Genomic DNA, 15,064 nt, shown 5'->3' with positions numbered 1-15,064 from the left:
GGATTTTCCATTCGGCCCGGAGCCCAAGCACGATGATCACTGCTGTCTATCCCGGAACCTTCGATCCCCTGACCCGCGGCCATGAAGACCTGGTCCGCCGCGCGGCCGGCCTGTTCGACAAGGTGGTGGTGGGCGTGGCGCAAAGCCGCGCCAAGAATCCTTTCTTCTCGCTGCAGGAACGCCTGGAAATCGCCGAGGAAGTGCTCGGCCACTATCCCAACGTGATCGTGCGCAGCTTCTCCGGGCTGCTCAAGGACTTCGTGCGCGAGCAGGAGGCGCGCGTCATCGTGCGCGGCTTGCGCGCGGTTTCCGACTTCGAGTACGAGTTCCAGATGGCCGGCATGAACCGCCACCTGCTGCCCGAGGTCGAGACCCTGTTCATGACGCCCTCGGACCAGTACCAGTTCATCTCGGGCACCATCGTGCGCGAAATCGCCATCCTGGGCGGGGACGTCAGCAAGTTCGTGTTCCCTTCGGTCGAGCGCTGGCTGCAGGTCAAGGCCCGCGAGAAGCGCGAGCAGTCCTGGCCCTGACGCCATGGCCCTGCGCATTACCGACGAGTGCATCAACTGCGACGTATGCGAGCCGCAGTGTCCCAACGACGCCATCTACATGGGGCCGCAGATCTACGAGATCGCCCCTGAACGCTGCACCGAATGCGTCGGCCACCACGACGAGCCGCAGTGCAAGGTCGTGTGCCCGGTCGAGTGCATCACCCTGCATCCCGACTGGCACGAAGGCCAGGACGCGCTGATGGCCAAGTACCGCCGGCTGACCGGCCAGCCCTGAGCCGCGCCCGGGGCCCCCGGCGCGCCGTCAGCGGCCCAGCAGCCCCTTGATGGCATTGCCCAGGCTCTTGACCGTTTCCTGCTCGATCAGCGAACCCGATCCGGTGCCCGTATCGGGCTTGCCCGGCGCCGGCTCGGCCTGCGCCTTGGTGCGGCGCTCGACTTCCTCGAGCAGCTTGTTCTCCAGCGAACGGCGCAGCGCCTCGCTGCCCACCCCGCGCCACTGGATGGAATAGGCCGGCTGCTTGAAGGGGCCGACGATGCGCAAAGGGATGGTCAGGTCGCGCAGTTCGGCCAGCTCCTTGCCGCCCTGTCCGGTGGACGTGTTGACCACGCGCACGTTCAGCGTCATGTCCAGCGTGGACTCGATCAGGTTCATTTCGGCGGGCTTGCCCTGGGTGATGCGCAGCAGCGGCGCGGCCATGGCCAGGCGCCGCACCGTGCCGATGCCCTTGGCAAAGCCCAGGTCGGCCTCCAGCGACGAGAAGTCGGTTTCGCGCGCCACGTCCGCCTGGGCCGCGCCGGCCTCGCCCGAGACCAGGGCGCGCGCCTCGCGCAGCATCTGCGCGACGTTGATGCCCTTGATGGCGCCGTCCTTCAGGCGCAGCTGGCTGGAGCCGGACAGGGTGCGGCGCCATTCGGTGGCGCTGACGCCGCTGGCGCGCAGATCCAGCGCCAGGCTGCCGTTGCCGCGCAGGCTGCTCTGGCCCATGGCGTCGGTCAGCAGCGGATCGATCTCGATGCCGGCCAGCGAGACCTTGGCGCCGAGCTGGTTGTCCTTGCTGTCGGCGAACAGCTGTCCCGCCACCTTGCCACCGTACAGCGCGGCCGACAGGCCAGAGATGTCCAGCCGGCCATTGGCGACCCGGATCTGCGCGTTCAGTTCGCTGGCCTTCAGGTTGCGCACCACCAGCTCGCCGACCTTGATCGTGCCGTCGGCGGTCACGCCTTGCAGGGCAGTGAAATCCCAGGTTTTTTCCTGCGGCGGCGGGGGCGGCACGGGCCGCTCGCCCTGCGAGCCGCCCTCGCCGTTGCCGCCGCCCTGGGCGGGCTTGGGCGCCGGCTCGAACGGCGGGGCCAGCTTGTCCAGGTCCAGGATGTCGACCGCCAGGCCGAACTTGACGATGGGGTCCTGCGCCAGCTGCGTCACGTCGGCCGACAGGTCGAACTTGCCGCCCTCGAGCACGGCGTTGATGCGCGCGCGCGCCAGGTCCTTGGCCAGGTCGGCCGAGACGCTGCCGATCACCGGGATCTGCAGCATGCCCTTGGGCAGTTCGGGGTCCGTGATGTCGACCTCGCCCTTGACCGCCGACAGCGCGAAGCTGCGCTGCAGCAGGCTCAGCGACAACGGCGAGACCGAGGTGAGCTTGACCAGCCGCTGGCCCTGGCGCAGCGCGGCATTGAACTTGGCTTCCTTGATGTCCAGCGCGTCGGCGCTGCCGCTCAGGCCGGTCAGGCCGAAGGTCAGGTCCAGCGCCTGCTGGCCGTCCACCCGCACGCGGCCCGAGATGCCCTGCCCGCTAGCCTCGGTGGGCCGGATGTCCAGCGCCGGGGCATCCAGGCCCACGTCGAAGGGGCTGCCGTCCCAGTTGCCGGTGGCCCGCAGCGCGAATTTCTCGATCTGCAGGCGCTGGCGCCCCGGATGGGCCGACAGGCGCGGCACGCTGACCGAGGCCTCCACGCCCTTCATGGGATAGGCGCCCTGCACGTCGCCGGCAAAGCCCAGCTCCAGCCCGGCCACGTCCAGCGAACGCAGGCCGGCGTCGAAGGCGACGTTGCCGCGCGCGGTGATGGCGCTGGCCTGCACGTCGCCCAGCCGCCCGTCCAGGCGCAGGTCCAGGCGCTGCGCCGCATAGCGCATGGCGGCCGGATCGAGCATCAGCAGGCCTTGGCCGGCCAGCTTGGCCTGCACGCGCGGATCGCCGCCCTCGATGTTGGCCGACAGCGTGACGTCGAAGGCCTGGTCGAAAGTGACGCGGCCGGTGGCGATGGACAGGCTGCTGACCCGCACCGCCATGCCGCTGATGGCGTCCTGCAGCTGGATGTCGCCGTCCTTCAGATCCAGGCCGGCGATGTCGATCTGCATGTCGGCGCGGCGCACCGCCTCGGAGGCGTCGACCACGGCCTGCCCGCCCATGCGCGCGCCTTCCAGGGCCGCGCCGGCCGCGGCCTGCCCGGCCGTGGGCACGACCGGCTCGCCGTCGATCGAGATCGGCACGGCATTGCGGTCCACCAGGTTGCTGAAGTTGAAGTTGCCGTCCTTGCCGCGCACCACGCGGGCCTGGAAGCCATTGATGGCGATGTGGTCCACCACCAGCTGGTTGAACAGCAGCGGCCAGACGGCCACGGCCACGCGCGCGCTCTTGATGGCGGCGAACTGCTCGGTGCTGTTGACCTCGGACAGCGAGACGTCCTGCACGGCCAGGCCGATGCGGGGAAACAGGGACAGCTCGATCGGCCCGTCGATGGAAAGCGTGCGGTCGTAGCGGTTCTGCACCACTTCGGCCAGCTTGTACTTGTAGGCGTTAGGATCAAACGTCAGCAGGAAGATTGCCACGCCCACGACCGCCACCACGGCCACGACCACGAGGCTGATGAGTATCCTTTTGATCCACTGTTTCATTGCGGCCCCGAAGACCTCCCTGTCGTGTGTATGCCGAGGCGCCGCGGCCTCCGCCCGCGCTCCGGCCGCGGGCGTAACCTCGAATGCTACCGCAAGATGAAGCGCCGCGGCCCCCAAGCGGGACCACGGCGGAACAGGGGGTGGCGGAAAATCCCTGCAAACGGGGCCGGACGGCCCCTCAAGCCCCCTTTGACGCCCATCGCGCCGGCCGGTTCGCCCGATACAAGCTTGGATACATATTCGGGGGCCGGCAAGCCGCCAGGCGCTCTTTTACTCTGCTTTTGCGGCCGGGCCGTCGCCGGGCCTGGGCGCCGGCCGGGTGGCCAGCCACAGGGCGCAGCCCAGCATGCCGGCGCTGACCGCCCCGCCCAGCAGCCAGCCCGGGCGCGCGCCCAGCCAGAACAGCAGCAGCCCCAGCGAGATGCCGCCCACGGCCATGCATTTGCCGCGCGCCGAGATCGCGCCTTGTTCGCGCCAGGCCACCAGCGCGGGCCCGAAGCGCGGGTGGTTCAGCAGCCAGGCCTCCCAGCGCGGCGAGGCCTTGCCGAAGCAGGCCGCGGCCAGGATCACGAAGATGGTGCTGGGCATGACGGGCAGGAAGGCGCCCACCACGGCCAGCGCAAGCAGGCCCATGCCCAGGGCGAAATAGCCCCGCCGGACCCAGCGGGCCCAGGCTCCTTCGGCTTGGCGGTCTGGCGTCATGGTGGCAATCGTACCGCCGCCTTGGCCGGGGCGTCCGGGGGTGCGCCCGTGCCGAACAAGGTCGCGATGCGCGTGACGTCCTGCTCGGCCAGGATGCCGGCCTGCCACCGCAGGCTCAGCCAGGCCAGCAGATAATCGTAGCGTGCCCGCGCCAGGTCGCGCCGGGCCTCGGCGAGCTGGCGCTCGGCATCGAGCACGTCCAGGCTGGTGCGCTCGCCGCCCAGCACGCTGCGCCGCGTGGCCCGCACGCGCTCGCCGGCCGCCCGCGCGGCCAGTTGGTAGGCCTGGATGCGCGCGCGGCTGCTGGCCAGGGTATCGAACTGGCGCTCCAGATCGTCCAGCAAGGCGGTGGTATCGGCCTGCAGGCGGTGCTGCAAGGCCTGCTCTTGCGCCAGCGCCTGGGCGCTGGCCGCCGAGGTCTGGCCCCCGCCGTAGATCGGCACGTTGATTTCTACGCCCACGGTGCTGGTGTCGTAGCGCTGCCCGATCTGGTTCTCGGCGTTCGAATCGCTCAACTGCCTGCGGGCATACAGGCGCACGCTGGGCAGGTGGCCGGCGCGCTCTCCCAGGTAGCGCTGATGGCTTGCCTGCACCAGCTGCCTTTGCGCGGCCAGCTCCGGATTGCCGGCCAGCGCCAGCTCGCGCCAGCGCGCCAGCGGCAGCGGGGCCTCTTCCAGCACGTCCAGCCCGGCTTCCTGCAAGGGCGCCAGCGTCGAACCGTTCCAGGCCGGGCCGGTCAGCCCGCGCAGCGCATTGCGCGCCGCGCGCAGCAGGTCGCCGGCCTCGATGGCCTGCGCCTGCACCACGCGCAGGCGCGCCTCGATCTCGAACTGGTCGGTGACGGTGCCCTCGCCGCCGGCCACGAAGCGCGCGCTGCGCCGCGCGTCCTCCTGCAGCGCGCGCTCCTGCGCCCGGGCCAGGTCCAGCGCATCCTGCGCGTACAGCACGTCGGTATAGGCCTGCAACACCCGCACGGCCAGCGCCTGGCGCGCCCGCGCCAGGGTGTAGGCCCCCGCCCGGGCGCGCGCCTGGCCTTCGCGATAGCGGGCGTAGGCGGCCGCATCGAACAAGGGCTGCGTCAGGGTGAAGGCCGAGGCATAGCTGGAATAGTCGAACTCCTGCGTGCTGCTGCCCAGCGCCGTGCGCTGGCGCGATTCGGACCAGTTGCGCCCGCGCGCATAGCGGTAGTCCAGCCGCGGCAGCAGGCCGCTGCGGCCCAGGCTGGCCTGCTGCGCATCGGCCCGGGCCTGGGCGCGCGCCTGGGCCCAGACCGGGTCGGCCGCCAGCGCCAGCGTATAGGCCTGGCGAAAGTCCAGGGACCAGCCCGGCGCCACCAGGCACAGCGCCAGCGCCGCGCCGGCCAGGACGCGCCCGAACGCGCTATCGGCCGCCCTGCCCGCCAGCCTCATGCATCTCCCCAGGCCGTCCGGGCACGGTCGATGAGCGGCTTGAACAGATAGTTCAGCATGGAACGCTCGCCCGTGCGCACGAACACCTCCACCGGCATGCCGGCGCGCAATTGCAAGCCCTGCAAGCCCTGCAGCCGGGCGGCATCGACCTGCACGCGCAAGCGGTAGTAGGGCTGGCCGGTGCGCTCCTGCTCGAAGCGGTCCGCCGACACCAGCGTGACCTGCCCCGGCAGGCGCGGCGTGGTGGCGGCGTCGAAGGCCGTGAACATCAGTTCCACGGGCTGGCCGGCCCGGACCTTGTCCACGCTTTGCACCGGCAGGCTGGCGTCCACCGTCAGGGGCCGGTCCTCGGGCACGATCTCCATCAGCCGCGCCCCCGGCTGCACCACCCCGCCCACGGTATGGGCGCTCAGTCCCACCACCATGCCGCTGGCCGGGGCGCGGATCTCGGTGTGCGCCAGCTCGAAGCGCGCCGTGGCCAGCTGCTGGCCGATCTGCTCGGCCTGCACGGCGGCCTGCGCCAGGTCGGTGTCCACTTCCTCGAAAAAGGCGTCGCGGCGCTGCTGCGCGCGCAGCTTCAGCTCGGCCGCCTGCTGGCGGGCCTGGCCCAGCGTGCCCAGGTCGGCGGCGATTTCGCCCGCCAGCTGCGCCTGCATGCGCTGCAGTTCCAGCACGCGGTTGCGCGGCACGTAGCCTTCCTCGGCCAGCCCGCGCAGGCTGGCCAGCTGCTCTTGCAGCAGCGCCTGCTGCGCGCGCTTTTGCGCCAGCGCCGATTGCAGCCCGGCGGCCAGCGCCTGGTTGCCCAGCAGGCTGGCCTGGATGCCGGCCAGCTCGCCTTCGAGCGCGGCGCGGCGGCTGCCGAACAGCTGGCGCTCCCGCTCGTAGGCCGCGCGCAGCGCAGGCGCGGAGCCGGCCGGCGGCCCTTGCATGTCCGGGGCCTGCGCCTTCTCGGCAGCCAGGCGCGCCTGCCTGGCTTGCACGGCCTGCCACTGCGCCTGCAGGCTGTGCACCTGGCCTTGCGCGGCGGTGGCGTCCAGGTGCACCAGCGGCTGGCCGGCCCGCACCCGTTCGCCTTCGCGCACCAGCAGCGCCCGCACCACGCCGCCGCCCAGGCTTTCCACGGCCTGCCGCTCGCCGGTCACGACGACCGTGCCGGGCACCGCCACGCCGTTGTCCAGCGGCGCCAGCGCGGCCCAGGCCAGAAAGCCGCCGAACCCCAGCGCCAGCACCCACCAGCCCAGGCGCGCGCCGCCGCGCGGCGCATCGGCGGCGGCCGGAGCCGATGATGCCTGCGGCACGGCCTCGGGCCGCAGGGGCAGCACGCGCGCGCGCTCCTGGCTCATGCCTGCACCTGCCTGTCGCGCCGCAGATCCAGCACGCCGCGCCACGCCTGCGCGCCCAGGCTGGCCGGCGATGCAGCCGCGGGCGTCGCGGCGGCCCTGCCCGTGGGCGCGGCCGCGCCGCCGGCGTGCGCCATCACTTCCTGCGCCGGGCCGAAGGCCTGCTTTTGACCGGCGCGCAGCACCAGCAGGTGGGTGGCGGCGGCCAGCACCTTGGGGCGATGCGCGACCAGCACCACGGTGACGCGCCGCTCGCGCAGCCGCAGCAAGGCATCGAGCAGCGCCTGCTCGCCCGCCTCGTCCAGGCTGGCGTTGGGCTCGTCCAGCACCACCAGCCTGGGATCGCCGTACAAGGCGCGCGCCAGCGCGACCCGCTGGCGCTGGCCGCCCGACAGGCCGAGCCCGCCCGCGCCCAGCACGGTGTCGTAGCCGTGAGGCAGCGCCAGGATCAACTCATGGGCGCCCGCCAGCCTGGCCGCCTCGATCACTTGCGCGTCCTGCGCCTGGCGCTGCGCCGGGTCCTGCGGCACGGCGAAACGTGCGATGTTCTCGGCCACCGTGCCGGCGAACAGCTCGACGTCCTGCGGCAGGTAGCCCATCCATGCGCCAAGGCGCTGGCGGTCCCAGTGCCGCAGGTCCGCCCCGTCCAGGCGCACCGTGCCCACGCGGGCCGGCCAGATGCCCGCCACCGCCCGCGCCAGCGTGGACTTGCCCGAACCCGACGGTCCCACCACGCCCAGCACCTGCCCGGGCGCCAGCGCCAGGCTAAGGTTCACCAGCGAAGGCTGCGCCGCCCCGGGCGGCACCACCGTGACCGTCTCCAGCGCCAGCGCGCCTTGCGGGGCGGGCAGCGGCAAGCCCGCCGCCGGCGCCGGGTGCGCGGCCAGCAGCGCCTGCAGACGCTGCTGGGCCAGCCGCGTGGCGGCCCATTGCCGCCACGCCGCGATCACCTGGTCGATGGGGCTGAGCACCCGGCCCATCAGGATGGAGCCGGCCACCATCATGCCGGCGCTGACGCGGTTGTCCAGCGCCAGCCAGGCGCCTACCGCCAGCACGCCCGATTGCAGGGCGATGCGCACGCTCCTGGAGACGGACGAGACCAGCGCCGAACGGCGGCTGGCCTGGCCCTGCAGGCCGACATAGGCGCCATGCAGGCCCTGCCAGCGCGCCCGCAAGGCATCGAGCATGCCCATGGCCTGGATGCTTTCGGCATTGCGCAACTGGCTTTCGGCCAACAGGCTGGCGCGTACCGACAGGGCGCCCGCCTCGGCCAGCGGCTGGCGGCAGGCCCGCTCGTTGGCCCAGGCCAGCGCCATCAGCAGGCCGGCGCCAGCCAGCGCCAACGCGCCCAGCCAGGGGTGGAACAGGAACATCACCGCCAGGAACAGCGGAAACCACGGCGCATCGAAGAACGCGAACACCGCGCTGCCGGTCAGGAACTGGCGCAGCGCGTTCAGGTCGCCCACCGCCTGCGCCGCATTGGCCGGCGCACCGGACAACCCGCGCGCGAAGGCCGCGCCGTGCACGCGCGGGCCCAGCAGCGCATCGAAGCGCGCGCCCAGCTGTATGAGCAGCAGCCCGCGCGCGTACTCCAGCGCGCCCATGACGGCGAGCAGCCCTGCGGCCATCAGGCAGAGCATGGCCAGCGTGTAGAGGTTGCCCGATGCCAGCACGCGGTCGTAGACCTGCAGCATGAATAGCGAGGGCACCAGCATCAGCAGGTTGATGGCGGCGCTGAAGACCGCCACGCTGCGCCAGCCGCCGCGATAGCAGGACAGCGCCGCGCGGATTTCGGCGGCGCCGGGGGCGGCGGGGTGTTCCCGGGAATGTTGCATGGCGGCTCGCGTATCGGCTTTCCAGGTGTACCGGCGCCGGGGCAGGCGCCGTCCGGCAATGACAGAGCCCGCCCGCGCGAGCCCGGACCGGGGTCCGGGCCCGGCAGGCGGGCGGCTTGCTCAATGCGGCCGCATCAAGCCGCCAGCGCCCACTCGGTTTCGGTGGCCAGCGCGCCGCCGACCAGGTCGGCGATGGACACGCCATCGAGCTGCAGGCCATTGGCCTGCAGCGCGGCCAGCAGGCCGCCCTGCGTGCCCGTGCCCGCGCTGTCGTCGGCGCCGGATACCGAGCCGTTCATCAGGCCCCAGATGATGTCGTGCACCACGTTCTCGCGGCCATCGGCCAGGTTGCCCACCAGCGGATCGTCGAAGGTGAAGGTGATGAAGGGATCGACCACGTTGCCGGCCTGGTCCACGCCGGCGCCCAGCGTGATGCTGGTCAGGGTGCCGTGCAGCGTGTGCGGCGTGTAGTCGGGATTGGGCGCGCCGTTAAAGGGCGGGAAGTAATAGTGCAGATCGCCGGTCGCCAGGAAGGCGAAGCCATCGACCAGCGTGCTGGTGTAGCCGTAGCTGCTGCCGTTGAAGCCGTCACCGCCGAAGAAGCCGCCGAAGTTCGGCACGTCGGTGTGCTCGCCCGCCACGCCGTTTTCCTCGAACGCGGTCAGGACCGTGCGCAGGTCGTTGTCCGCCGAGGTGCCGTCCGGGAACCAAACCTCGTCGTAGTCGCTGATGTATGCACTCATGTCGATACTCCTGTAAGAGTCGTGATTGCGATGCCGGCTCGCGCCGGCGCCGGCGGCCAGGGCGGCGGGCGCCCAGGCCACCCATGCGGAAGAAACCGCATGTTCCTGCGGGCGACCTCCCGCGGCGCCCTAGAAATGCACCTCCATGCCCACCTGCACCGTGCGTCCCGGCGCGTAGGTGCGCGCCAGCACGTCGGAATAGCCGTCCAGGTACATACGGTTGGTCAGGTTCTCCACCGAGGCCATCAGCTTGACGTTCTCGGTGGCCTGGTAGCTGGCGTACCAGTCCCAGGTGGTGTAGCGGAACCAGGTCTGGGCGCCGCCGGTGTCGCGGTTGTACCAACCGCTGCCGCTGTAGGTGAACCGCACGCCGGTATCGAGCTTGCGCTCGAACAGCCGCACGCCCAGCACGGCGCTGGCCTTGTCCACCGGCTTGGCGATGACGCTGTTGAACACCGTGTTGCGGCACACCACCTGGTCGTTGGCCCAGGCTTCCCAGGAGTCGTAGCCCGCGGCCACGGCCTCCTGGTGCGGGCGCGGGTAGGTGCCGTCCTCGTTGGGACGGTCGTAGATGCTGCTGCCGGCGCCGGCGAAGTACAGGTCCTGGCAGAACTTGTTGGGCCCGCCCACGTAGTGGGTGTAGGCTGCGCCGGCATAGATCCAGCCGGCGTCGTAGTGGCCTTCCAGCTCGATGCCGCGAAACCGCGTGACGTGGCGGTTGTTGACGAAGGCCACGTTGCCGAAGCCGAAGGGCACGTTGGTGTTGGTGCCGGGCAGCGTGTTCTCCAGCGACGAAAACAGGTAGTTGTGGGCGCGGGTGTCGAAATAGCTCAGCTTGGCCATGAAGCGGTCGCCACGCGCCAGCACGTCCTGGAAGATGGTGTTGGCGCCGATTTCCCAGCTGGTGGTGGTCTCGGGATCGGCGTCCGGGTTCGGGTGCATGAAGGAATAGTCGTCGCCCGGATGCGCGCCCACCATCAGCGATTCGTTGATGGCCGGCGGCCGCCAGGACTTGCCCCAGTTGGCATAGAGCTCCAGCCAGGAGGTGGGACGCACGGCCGCGGCCAGCGAGGGCAGCAGCTTGCCGTCGGAGCGGTCCACCGTACGGTCGTACACGCCCCTGCGCTGGACCCAGCGGGGCTCGTACTGGAAGAAGGTGTCGTACCTGTCGGTAGGACGGGCCGAATGCGCGTCCGCCCAGGCCCGGGCGGCAGCCTCGCCCCCTTCGCGCCCCGCCGCGCAGGCTTCGGCATGGCGGGCAGTGTTGGCGCGCGAGCAGTGATAGCTCAGGAATCGCTCGTAGCGGCTCTCGTACTCGTTGTGCGTGCCGCGCACCTGCGTGTCGCCCTTGAGCCAGTACCGGTCGTAGCGCAGGCCGGCCGACAGGGTATAGACCTCGTTCTCCAAGGTCATGTTCAGGAACAGGCTGCCCATGTTGCGCCGGCCGGTGGGGTTCAGGCTCTGGCCCTGGCCGTAGGGGTTGTAGGTGGCGATATGCCTGCCCTTGTGGTCCATCCGCACCGTGGAGTCGGCCCGGTCGGTAAAGTATTCGGCCCCGTAGTTGGCGCTCAGGATGCTGGCGCTGCCCACGGCAAAGCGCGACGTGTTGTCCAGTTGCAGGCCGTAGGTCCGCGTGCGCACCCGATGGTCCGTGCCCAGGCCGTAGCTGCAGGACGAAGCCACCGAGGCGGCAATCTCGTCGCGCTCGCACTGGCCGCGGCTCCATACATCGTCGACCCATTGGCGGATCTGCCCGGGATCGGTGAGACTGCCAAAGCCGATGCTCAGCGACCGCGGATACACCGGATCGTTGTAGTTGCGATTGGTGGTCTCCACCGTATAAAGCTTGAGGTTCAGATCCACCAAATCGTTGCCCGGGGGCTGCAGCCGGTAATCCAGCGTGTAGCCCTGCGACTGCGCGCGCGAGGTGCCCAGCCGGCGCCAGGCCGAGCCGCCTTCCTGCGCGGCGTTCTGGCGGTCGGTGGTGTTCTCGTAGTCCACCCGCGTGCCCACGTAGCCCAATTGCAGCGACTGCCCCGCGCCCAGGTTCCAGCGCGCCTTGAACAGGTTGGAGTTCTGGCGCTGGCTGGCGAACTTCACGTCGTTGAAGAAGGCCAGCTCGCCCTGCTCGTCGCGCACCACGTTGCGGTTATCGCCCCGGGTGCCGATGCGGTAGTCGCCAAAGGAGCGGTGCGAATAGGCCGCCAGCAGCTCGAGCCGGTCGCCGACGCGGGCCGCGCCGGCGGCGCTGCCCAGGAAGTTCACGCCGTTGCTGCCGGTGTTGGCGCGCAGGCGAAAGCCCATGTCGCGGCCTGCGGGGATGATGTCGTCGAAATCCAGCGTGCGGAAATTGACGCTGCCGCCGATGGCGCCGGCCCCGTGCACGCTGGTGCGCGGGCCTCGCTCGATCACCACGTCCGAAAGCAGCTCCGAATCCACGTACATCTCGCCGTTGCGCTGCATGTGGCCGGCCTGCACGAAATTCTGGCGCATGCCGTCGATCATCATGTTGACGCGCCCGAAATCCTGCATGCCGCGGATATTCACGGACAGGCCGGGATTGAGGCGGTTGACCGCGCTGGCCACGCCCGGGGTGTCCTGGATCAGTTCGGCGGCATGGCGGGCCGGCGTGCGGTCCATCTGCTCGCGCGTGATCACGCTGGCCGCGCGCGGCGCCTGGTAGATCCATTCGTCCTGCGCCAGCCGGCCCGTCACCACCACTTCGGGCATGGACGGCACGGCGCGGCTGCCGGCAGGCGCGGGCACCAGGTGCACCACAGGCCGCCCGCTGGCGGCCGGCGCCTGCTGGCGATAGCCGATGCCGGTGCCGGCCAGCATCAGGTCGAGCGCCTGGGCCACCGTATAGTTGCCCACCAGCGGGCCGGCCTGCTGGCCGGACAGGTTCGCCTGGCCCGCGTACAGGTCGATGCCGGCCTGCCGGGCCAGGTCCATCAAGGCCTGCTTCAGCGGCTGCGCCGCGATGTCGAAGCGGTGGCGCTGCGATTCGGCCGCCTGCGCGGCGGCGGCCTGGGCCCAGGCCATGCCGCCCAGCAACGGCAAGCCCAGCGCGCCCGCCGCCAGGACGCGGCCCAGGTGTCGTATACGGTGTGTCGGTCTTGTTTTCATTTCCGTCTCGGCAATACAGATGCGAACGAGCATCATTACCAATGACGGACGGGGAAAGGAATCGAGTAAAAAAACCGCCGGCGGTCAATCCAGCCAGTCCCGGGCTGCGCGCCCCGTTCAATACAACAGTGTCATGCCCGGCAGGGACAGGCGCTTGAGGCGGAACTGGGTACAGAGGGCACGCAGCGCCTGCTCCAGGTTGTCCAGGTGGACCAGGGCCGTCACCGGCGCGGCATCGTCCCGCCGTCCCAGCAGCACCAGCCGGCCCGGCCAGAAATCGTCCAGCCGCCGCACCACGCGCGCAAGCGGGGCCTGGTCGAACACCAGCGAGCCTTGCGCCCAGTCGGCCAGCGCCTGCGGGTCCATCTGGCTGGCGACCACCCCCGACTCGGGGCTGTAGCGGGCCGCCTGGCCCGCCTCCAGTGCCAGGCGCCGCTCGCCGCTGCGCGGGGCCTGGAGCATGGCCACTTCGGTGCGATGCGCCAGCACCCCCACCCAGGCCTGTTCGGCGCTTTCACGCTGGACCACGAAACGCGTGCCCAGCGCCGTGGTCTGGCCGGCCGCCGCCTCGACCACGAACGGCCGCTGCTCGGCGCCCTGGCGCGGGGCCGGTGTGAACACCGCCTCGCCGCGCAGCAGCCGCACCCGCCGCTCCTTGGGGCCATAGTCCAGGTCCAGCGCGCTGTCGCTGCCCAGCAGGACCTGGCTGCCGTCGGCCAGCCGCAGGGGCCGGATCTCGCCGGCCGCGGTGCGATAGTCCGCCCCCAGCGCCCGCCAGCCATCGCCGCCCAGCAGGAACGCCCCGCCCAGCATCAGCGCCAGCAGGCAGCCGGCCAGCGCGGGCGCCAAGCGGCGGACGCTCCATCCGGCGCCCAGCCAGGCGCCCAGCCGCCGCCCCGCCAGCCCGCGGCTCACCCGCGGCACGGGCGCGGCAAACAAGGCAAGCTCGCGCAACTCGCCCGCCAGGGCCCAGGCCATCTCGGCGTCCGCCAGGGCCGGCCCATGCGTCGGGTCGGCCGCCAGCCAGCGATCCAGGCGGCGCCGGGTGCGCGCATCGAGCGGCCCCTGCGCCAGGCGCACGGCCCATTGGCTGGCGGCCGCTCGCACGCCCGGCGGCACGGGGGGAGTCATCGCGGACATGACGGGCTCTTCATGTGAACTAAGACGTTTCACGGCAAGGAAACGGTAAAAACGGCGGCGTGGCGCGTGCTGGCTTCATCGCCCCTCCACCCGCTCGCGGATGAACTCCAGCGCCATGGCCAGGTGCTTTTGCACCGAGCTGGTCGAGATGGCCAGGTGATCGGCCGCCTGCTGGTAGCTGCGGCCCTCGTAGCGGCACAGCTGGAAGATCTGGCGCGTGCGCAGCGGCAATTCGGCCAGCGCCTGCTCGGCGCGCCGCAGGCGCTGGCGCGCCTCGGCCACGGCATCGGGCCCGGCCGCGGGATCCAGCACGTCCAGCAGCCCTTCGACCGGCACGGAGTCGGTCCTGGCCTGGTGGTGGTTGCGGCGATGGTCGATCAGCAGGTGCGTGGCCACGGTGTACAGGTAGGCCAGGACGTTGTCGGGCCAGGCCTGCCCGCGCCGGTCCATCAGGCGGGCGAAGCAGTCCTGCACGAGGTCGGCGGCCAGCTCGTCGTCGCCCGTCTTGAGCACCAGGAAGCGGCGCAGGCGTTCGGCGTACTCGGCGTAAAGACGGTCGATGTCGGGAGATGGCGCCACGTCCCTCAGGCCCGCAGGCAATGCTGCAAGATCATGTTAATGATTATGATAATCATTCATGAATGCAAGCATAGCACGGGCGTCTGCCCGCCCGCGGCCGCTTTCAGCCGGCCTGCGCCAGCGGCCGTGCCAGCGCGATCACCCGCTCGAAGGCCTGCCGCGCGCCCTCGATCGCCAGCGCCTCGTGTTCGGGGGCCAGCGGCGCGGCGTTCAGTTGCGCGACAAATTGCTGCCAATGCGGCATGCGCCCGTCCGGATGCGGGGCAAGGTGGCGGGCGCCGAACTGCGCGTCCAGCCCCAGCTGCAGCGCGCGCTTGTACAGGAAGGCCGCGCCCAGGTTCGAGCCCTCGTTCACGTACAGCCAGCCGACCGCGCGCGCCAGCGCCTCGGGCCCCTGGGGCGCGGGCAGCGGCGGCTCTTGCAGCTGCGCCGGGTCCAGGCCCAGGTCGCGGCAGTCCTGCTCGACGGCGGCCAGCCGCTCGCGCGCGGCCAGCCCGGGAAACCAGCCGTTCAGGACCGGGTCGCCGAAATAGTGGCGGGTCAGCTGATGAAAGCGGTATTGCACGGCGACGAAGCGGGCATAACGCTCGCGGCCGGACATGGGTTCGCCGGCCATCATGGCCGTGTCCACCTTTTCGTGCAGCGCCGCGGTGGCCTGCTTCAGGGCGGCCGCGCGCGTGGCCGCGGGGGCCGGCGGCGTCTCGGTGCGGGGCGCGCCGGAGGAAATGGCACTGCTCATCCAGGCTCCTTGGATATCGGTCGAAATCGCGCCGGGCCGG

General features: G+C 71.1%; 12 protein-coding genes. 2 read left to right on the top strand and 10 right to left on the bottom strand.

The genetic code is table 11. The features are described from left to right. Nucleotides 1-32 precede the first annotated feature (32 nt). Together coaD and V8Z80_RS12625 are read left to right on the top strand one after the other, a co-directional pair. Complete coding sequence (gene coaD / locus V8Z80_RS12630) at nucleotides 33-533, top strand: pantetheine-phosphate adenylyltransferase (protein ID WP_155195851.1); 501 nt, start codon at nucleotides 33-35, stop codon at nucleotides 531-533. Between the two features lie 4 nt (nucleotides 534-537). Then, on the top strand, nucleotides 538-789 hold the full coding sequence (locus V8Z80_RS12625) for a YfhL family 4Fe-4S dicluster ferredoxin (protein ID WP_155195853.1): 252 nt from the start codon (nucleotides 538-540) through the stop codon (nucleotides 787-789). Nucleotides 790-816: 27 nt separating this feature from the next. Here V8Z80_RS12625 and V8Z80_RS12620 read toward each other — a convergent pair whose 3' ends face one another. The 10 genes from V8Z80_RS12620 to V8Z80_RS12575 form a co-directional block, all read right to left on the bottom strand. After that, nucleotides 817-3,411: an AsmA family protein gene (locus V8Z80_RS12620; RefSeq protein WP_336062192.1), complete on the bottom strand. Its 2,595-nt coding sequence runs from the start codon at nucleotides 3,409-3,411 to the stop codon at nucleotides 817-819. Between the two features lie 270 nt (nucleotides 3,412-3,681). Then, nucleotides 3,682-4,113 carry a YbaN family protein gene (locus tag V8Z80_RS12615; protein ID WP_336062191.1) on the bottom strand — a complete coding sequence of 144 codons (432 nt, stop codon included), beginning with the start codon at nucleotides 4,111-4,113 and terminating at the stop codon, nucleotides 3,682-3,684. Further along, complete coding sequence (locus V8Z80_RS12610) at nucleotides 4,110-5,522, bottom strand: TolC family outer membrane protein (RefSeq protein WP_336062190.1); 1,413 nt, start codon at nucleotides 5,520-5,522, stop codon at nucleotides 4,110-4,112. The genes V8Z80_RS12615 and V8Z80_RS12610 overlap by 4 nt, the downstream gene beginning before the upstream one ends. After that, nucleotides 5,519-6,865 (bottom strand): HlyD family type I secretion periplasmic adaptor subunit, encoded by a 1,347-nt coding sequence (locus tag V8Z80_RS12605; protein WP_336062189.1) that lies wholly within the window; start codon nucleotides 6,863-6,865, stop codon nucleotides 5,519-5,521. The genes V8Z80_RS12610 and V8Z80_RS12605 overlap by 4 nt, the downstream gene beginning before the upstream one ends. Then, the gene (locus V8Z80_RS12600; RefSeq protein ID WP_336062188.1) at nucleotides 6,862-8,697 is read right to left on the bottom strand and encodes a type I secretion system permease/ATPase; all 1,836 of its coding nucleotides are present in this window, start codon (nucleotides 8,695-8,697) and stop codon (nucleotides 6,862-6,864) included. Before V8Z80_RS12600 ends, V8Z80_RS12605 begins: the two co-directional genes overlap by 4 nt. Nucleotides 8,698-8,831: 134 nt before the next feature. After that, nucleotides 8,832-9,440 carry a heme acquisition protein HasA gene (locus V8Z80_RS12595; protein WP_155195864.1) on the bottom strand — a complete coding sequence of 203 codons (609 nt, stop codon included), beginning with the start codon at nucleotides 9,438-9,440 and terminating at the stop codon, nucleotides 8,832-8,834. Nucleotides 9,441-9,569: 129 nt separating this feature from the next. After that, nucleotides 9,570-12,566, bottom strand: coding sequence for a TonB-dependent receptor (locus V8Z80_RS12590; RefSeq protein ID WP_336062187.1), 2,997 nt, complete (start codon nucleotides 12,564-12,566; stop codon nucleotides 9,570-9,572). A 117-nt stretch (nucleotides 12,567-12,683) separates the two neighbouring features. Then, nucleotides 12,684-13,706 (bottom strand): FecR family protein, encoded by a 1,023-nt coding sequence (locus tag V8Z80_RS12585; RefSeq protein WP_336062186.1) that lies wholly within the window; start codon nucleotides 13,704-13,706, stop codon nucleotides 12,684-12,686. Between the two features lie 75 nt (nucleotides 13,707-13,781). Beyond that, nucleotides 13,782-14,285 (bottom strand): RNA polymerase sigma factor, encoded by a 504-nt coding sequence (locus V8Z80_RS12580; RefSeq protein WP_336062185.1) that lies wholly within the window; start codon nucleotides 14,283-14,285, stop codon nucleotides 13,782-13,784. A 103-nt stretch (nucleotides 14,286-14,388) separates the two neighbouring features. After that, nucleotides 14,389-15,024 (bottom strand): biliverdin-producing heme oxygenase, encoded by a 636-nt coding sequence (locus V8Z80_RS12575; RefSeq protein ID WP_336062184.1) that lies wholly within the window; start codon nucleotides 15,022-15,024, stop codon nucleotides 14,389-14,391. Nucleotides 15,025-15,064 lie beyond the last annotated feature (40 nt).

Origin of the sequence: Orrella sp. JC864 (assembly GCF_037026685.1) — a bacterium.
GTDB lineage: Bacteria > Pseudomonadota > Gammaproteobacteria > Burkholderiales > Burkholderiaceae_B > Orrella.
The sequence above is the reverse complement of the archived record's forward strand: the minus strand, read 5'-3'. Positions and strand labels throughout refer to the sequence as shown.

Excerpts from the sequence above, each read along its gene's own strand:
- coaD (WP_155195851.1), top strand. The coding sequence starts at position 33 with ATGATCACTGCTGTCTATCCCGGAACCTTCGATCCCCTGACCCGCGGC.
- V8Z80_RS12625 (WP_155195853.1), top strand. The coding sequence starts at position 538 with ATGGCCCTGCGCATTACCGACGAGTGCATCAACTGCGACGTATGCGAG.
- V8Z80_RS12620 (WP_336062192.1), bottom strand. The coding sequence starts at position 3,411 with ATGAAACAGTGGATCAAAAGGATACTCATCAGCCTCGTGGTCGTGGCC.
- V8Z80_RS12615 (WP_336062191.1), bottom strand. The coding sequence starts at position 4,113 with ATGACGCCAGACCGCCAAGCCGAAGGAGCCTGGGCCCGCTGGGTCCGG.
- V8Z80_RS12610 (WP_336062190.1), bottom strand. The coding sequence starts at position 5,522 with ATGAGGCTGGCGGGCAGGGCGGCCGATAGCGCGTTCGGGCGCGTCCTG.
- V8Z80_RS12605 (WP_336062189.1), bottom strand. The coding sequence starts at position 6,865 with ATGAGCCAGGAGCGCGCGCGCGTGCTGCCCCTGCGGCCCGAGGCCGTG.
- V8Z80_RS12600 (WP_336062188.1), bottom strand. The coding sequence starts at position 8,697 with ATGCAACATTCCCGGGAACACCCCGCCGCCCCCGGCGCCGCCGAAATC.
- V8Z80_RS12595 (WP_155195864.1), bottom strand. The coding sequence starts at position 9,440 with ATGAGTGCATACATCAGCGACTACGACGAGGTTTGGTTCCCGGACGGC.
- V8Z80_RS12590 (WP_336062187.1), bottom strand. The coding sequence starts at position 12,566 with ATGAAAACAAGACCGACACACCGTATACGACACCTGGGCCGCGTCCTG.
- V8Z80_RS12585 (WP_336062186.1), bottom strand. The coding sequence starts at position 13,706 with ATGTCCGCGATGACTCCCCCCGTGCCGCCGGGCGTGCGAGCGGCCGCC.
- V8Z80_RS12575 (WP_336062184.1), bottom strand. The coding sequence starts at position 15,024 with ATGAGCAGTGCCATTTCCTCCGGCGCGCCCCGCACCGAGACGCCGCCG.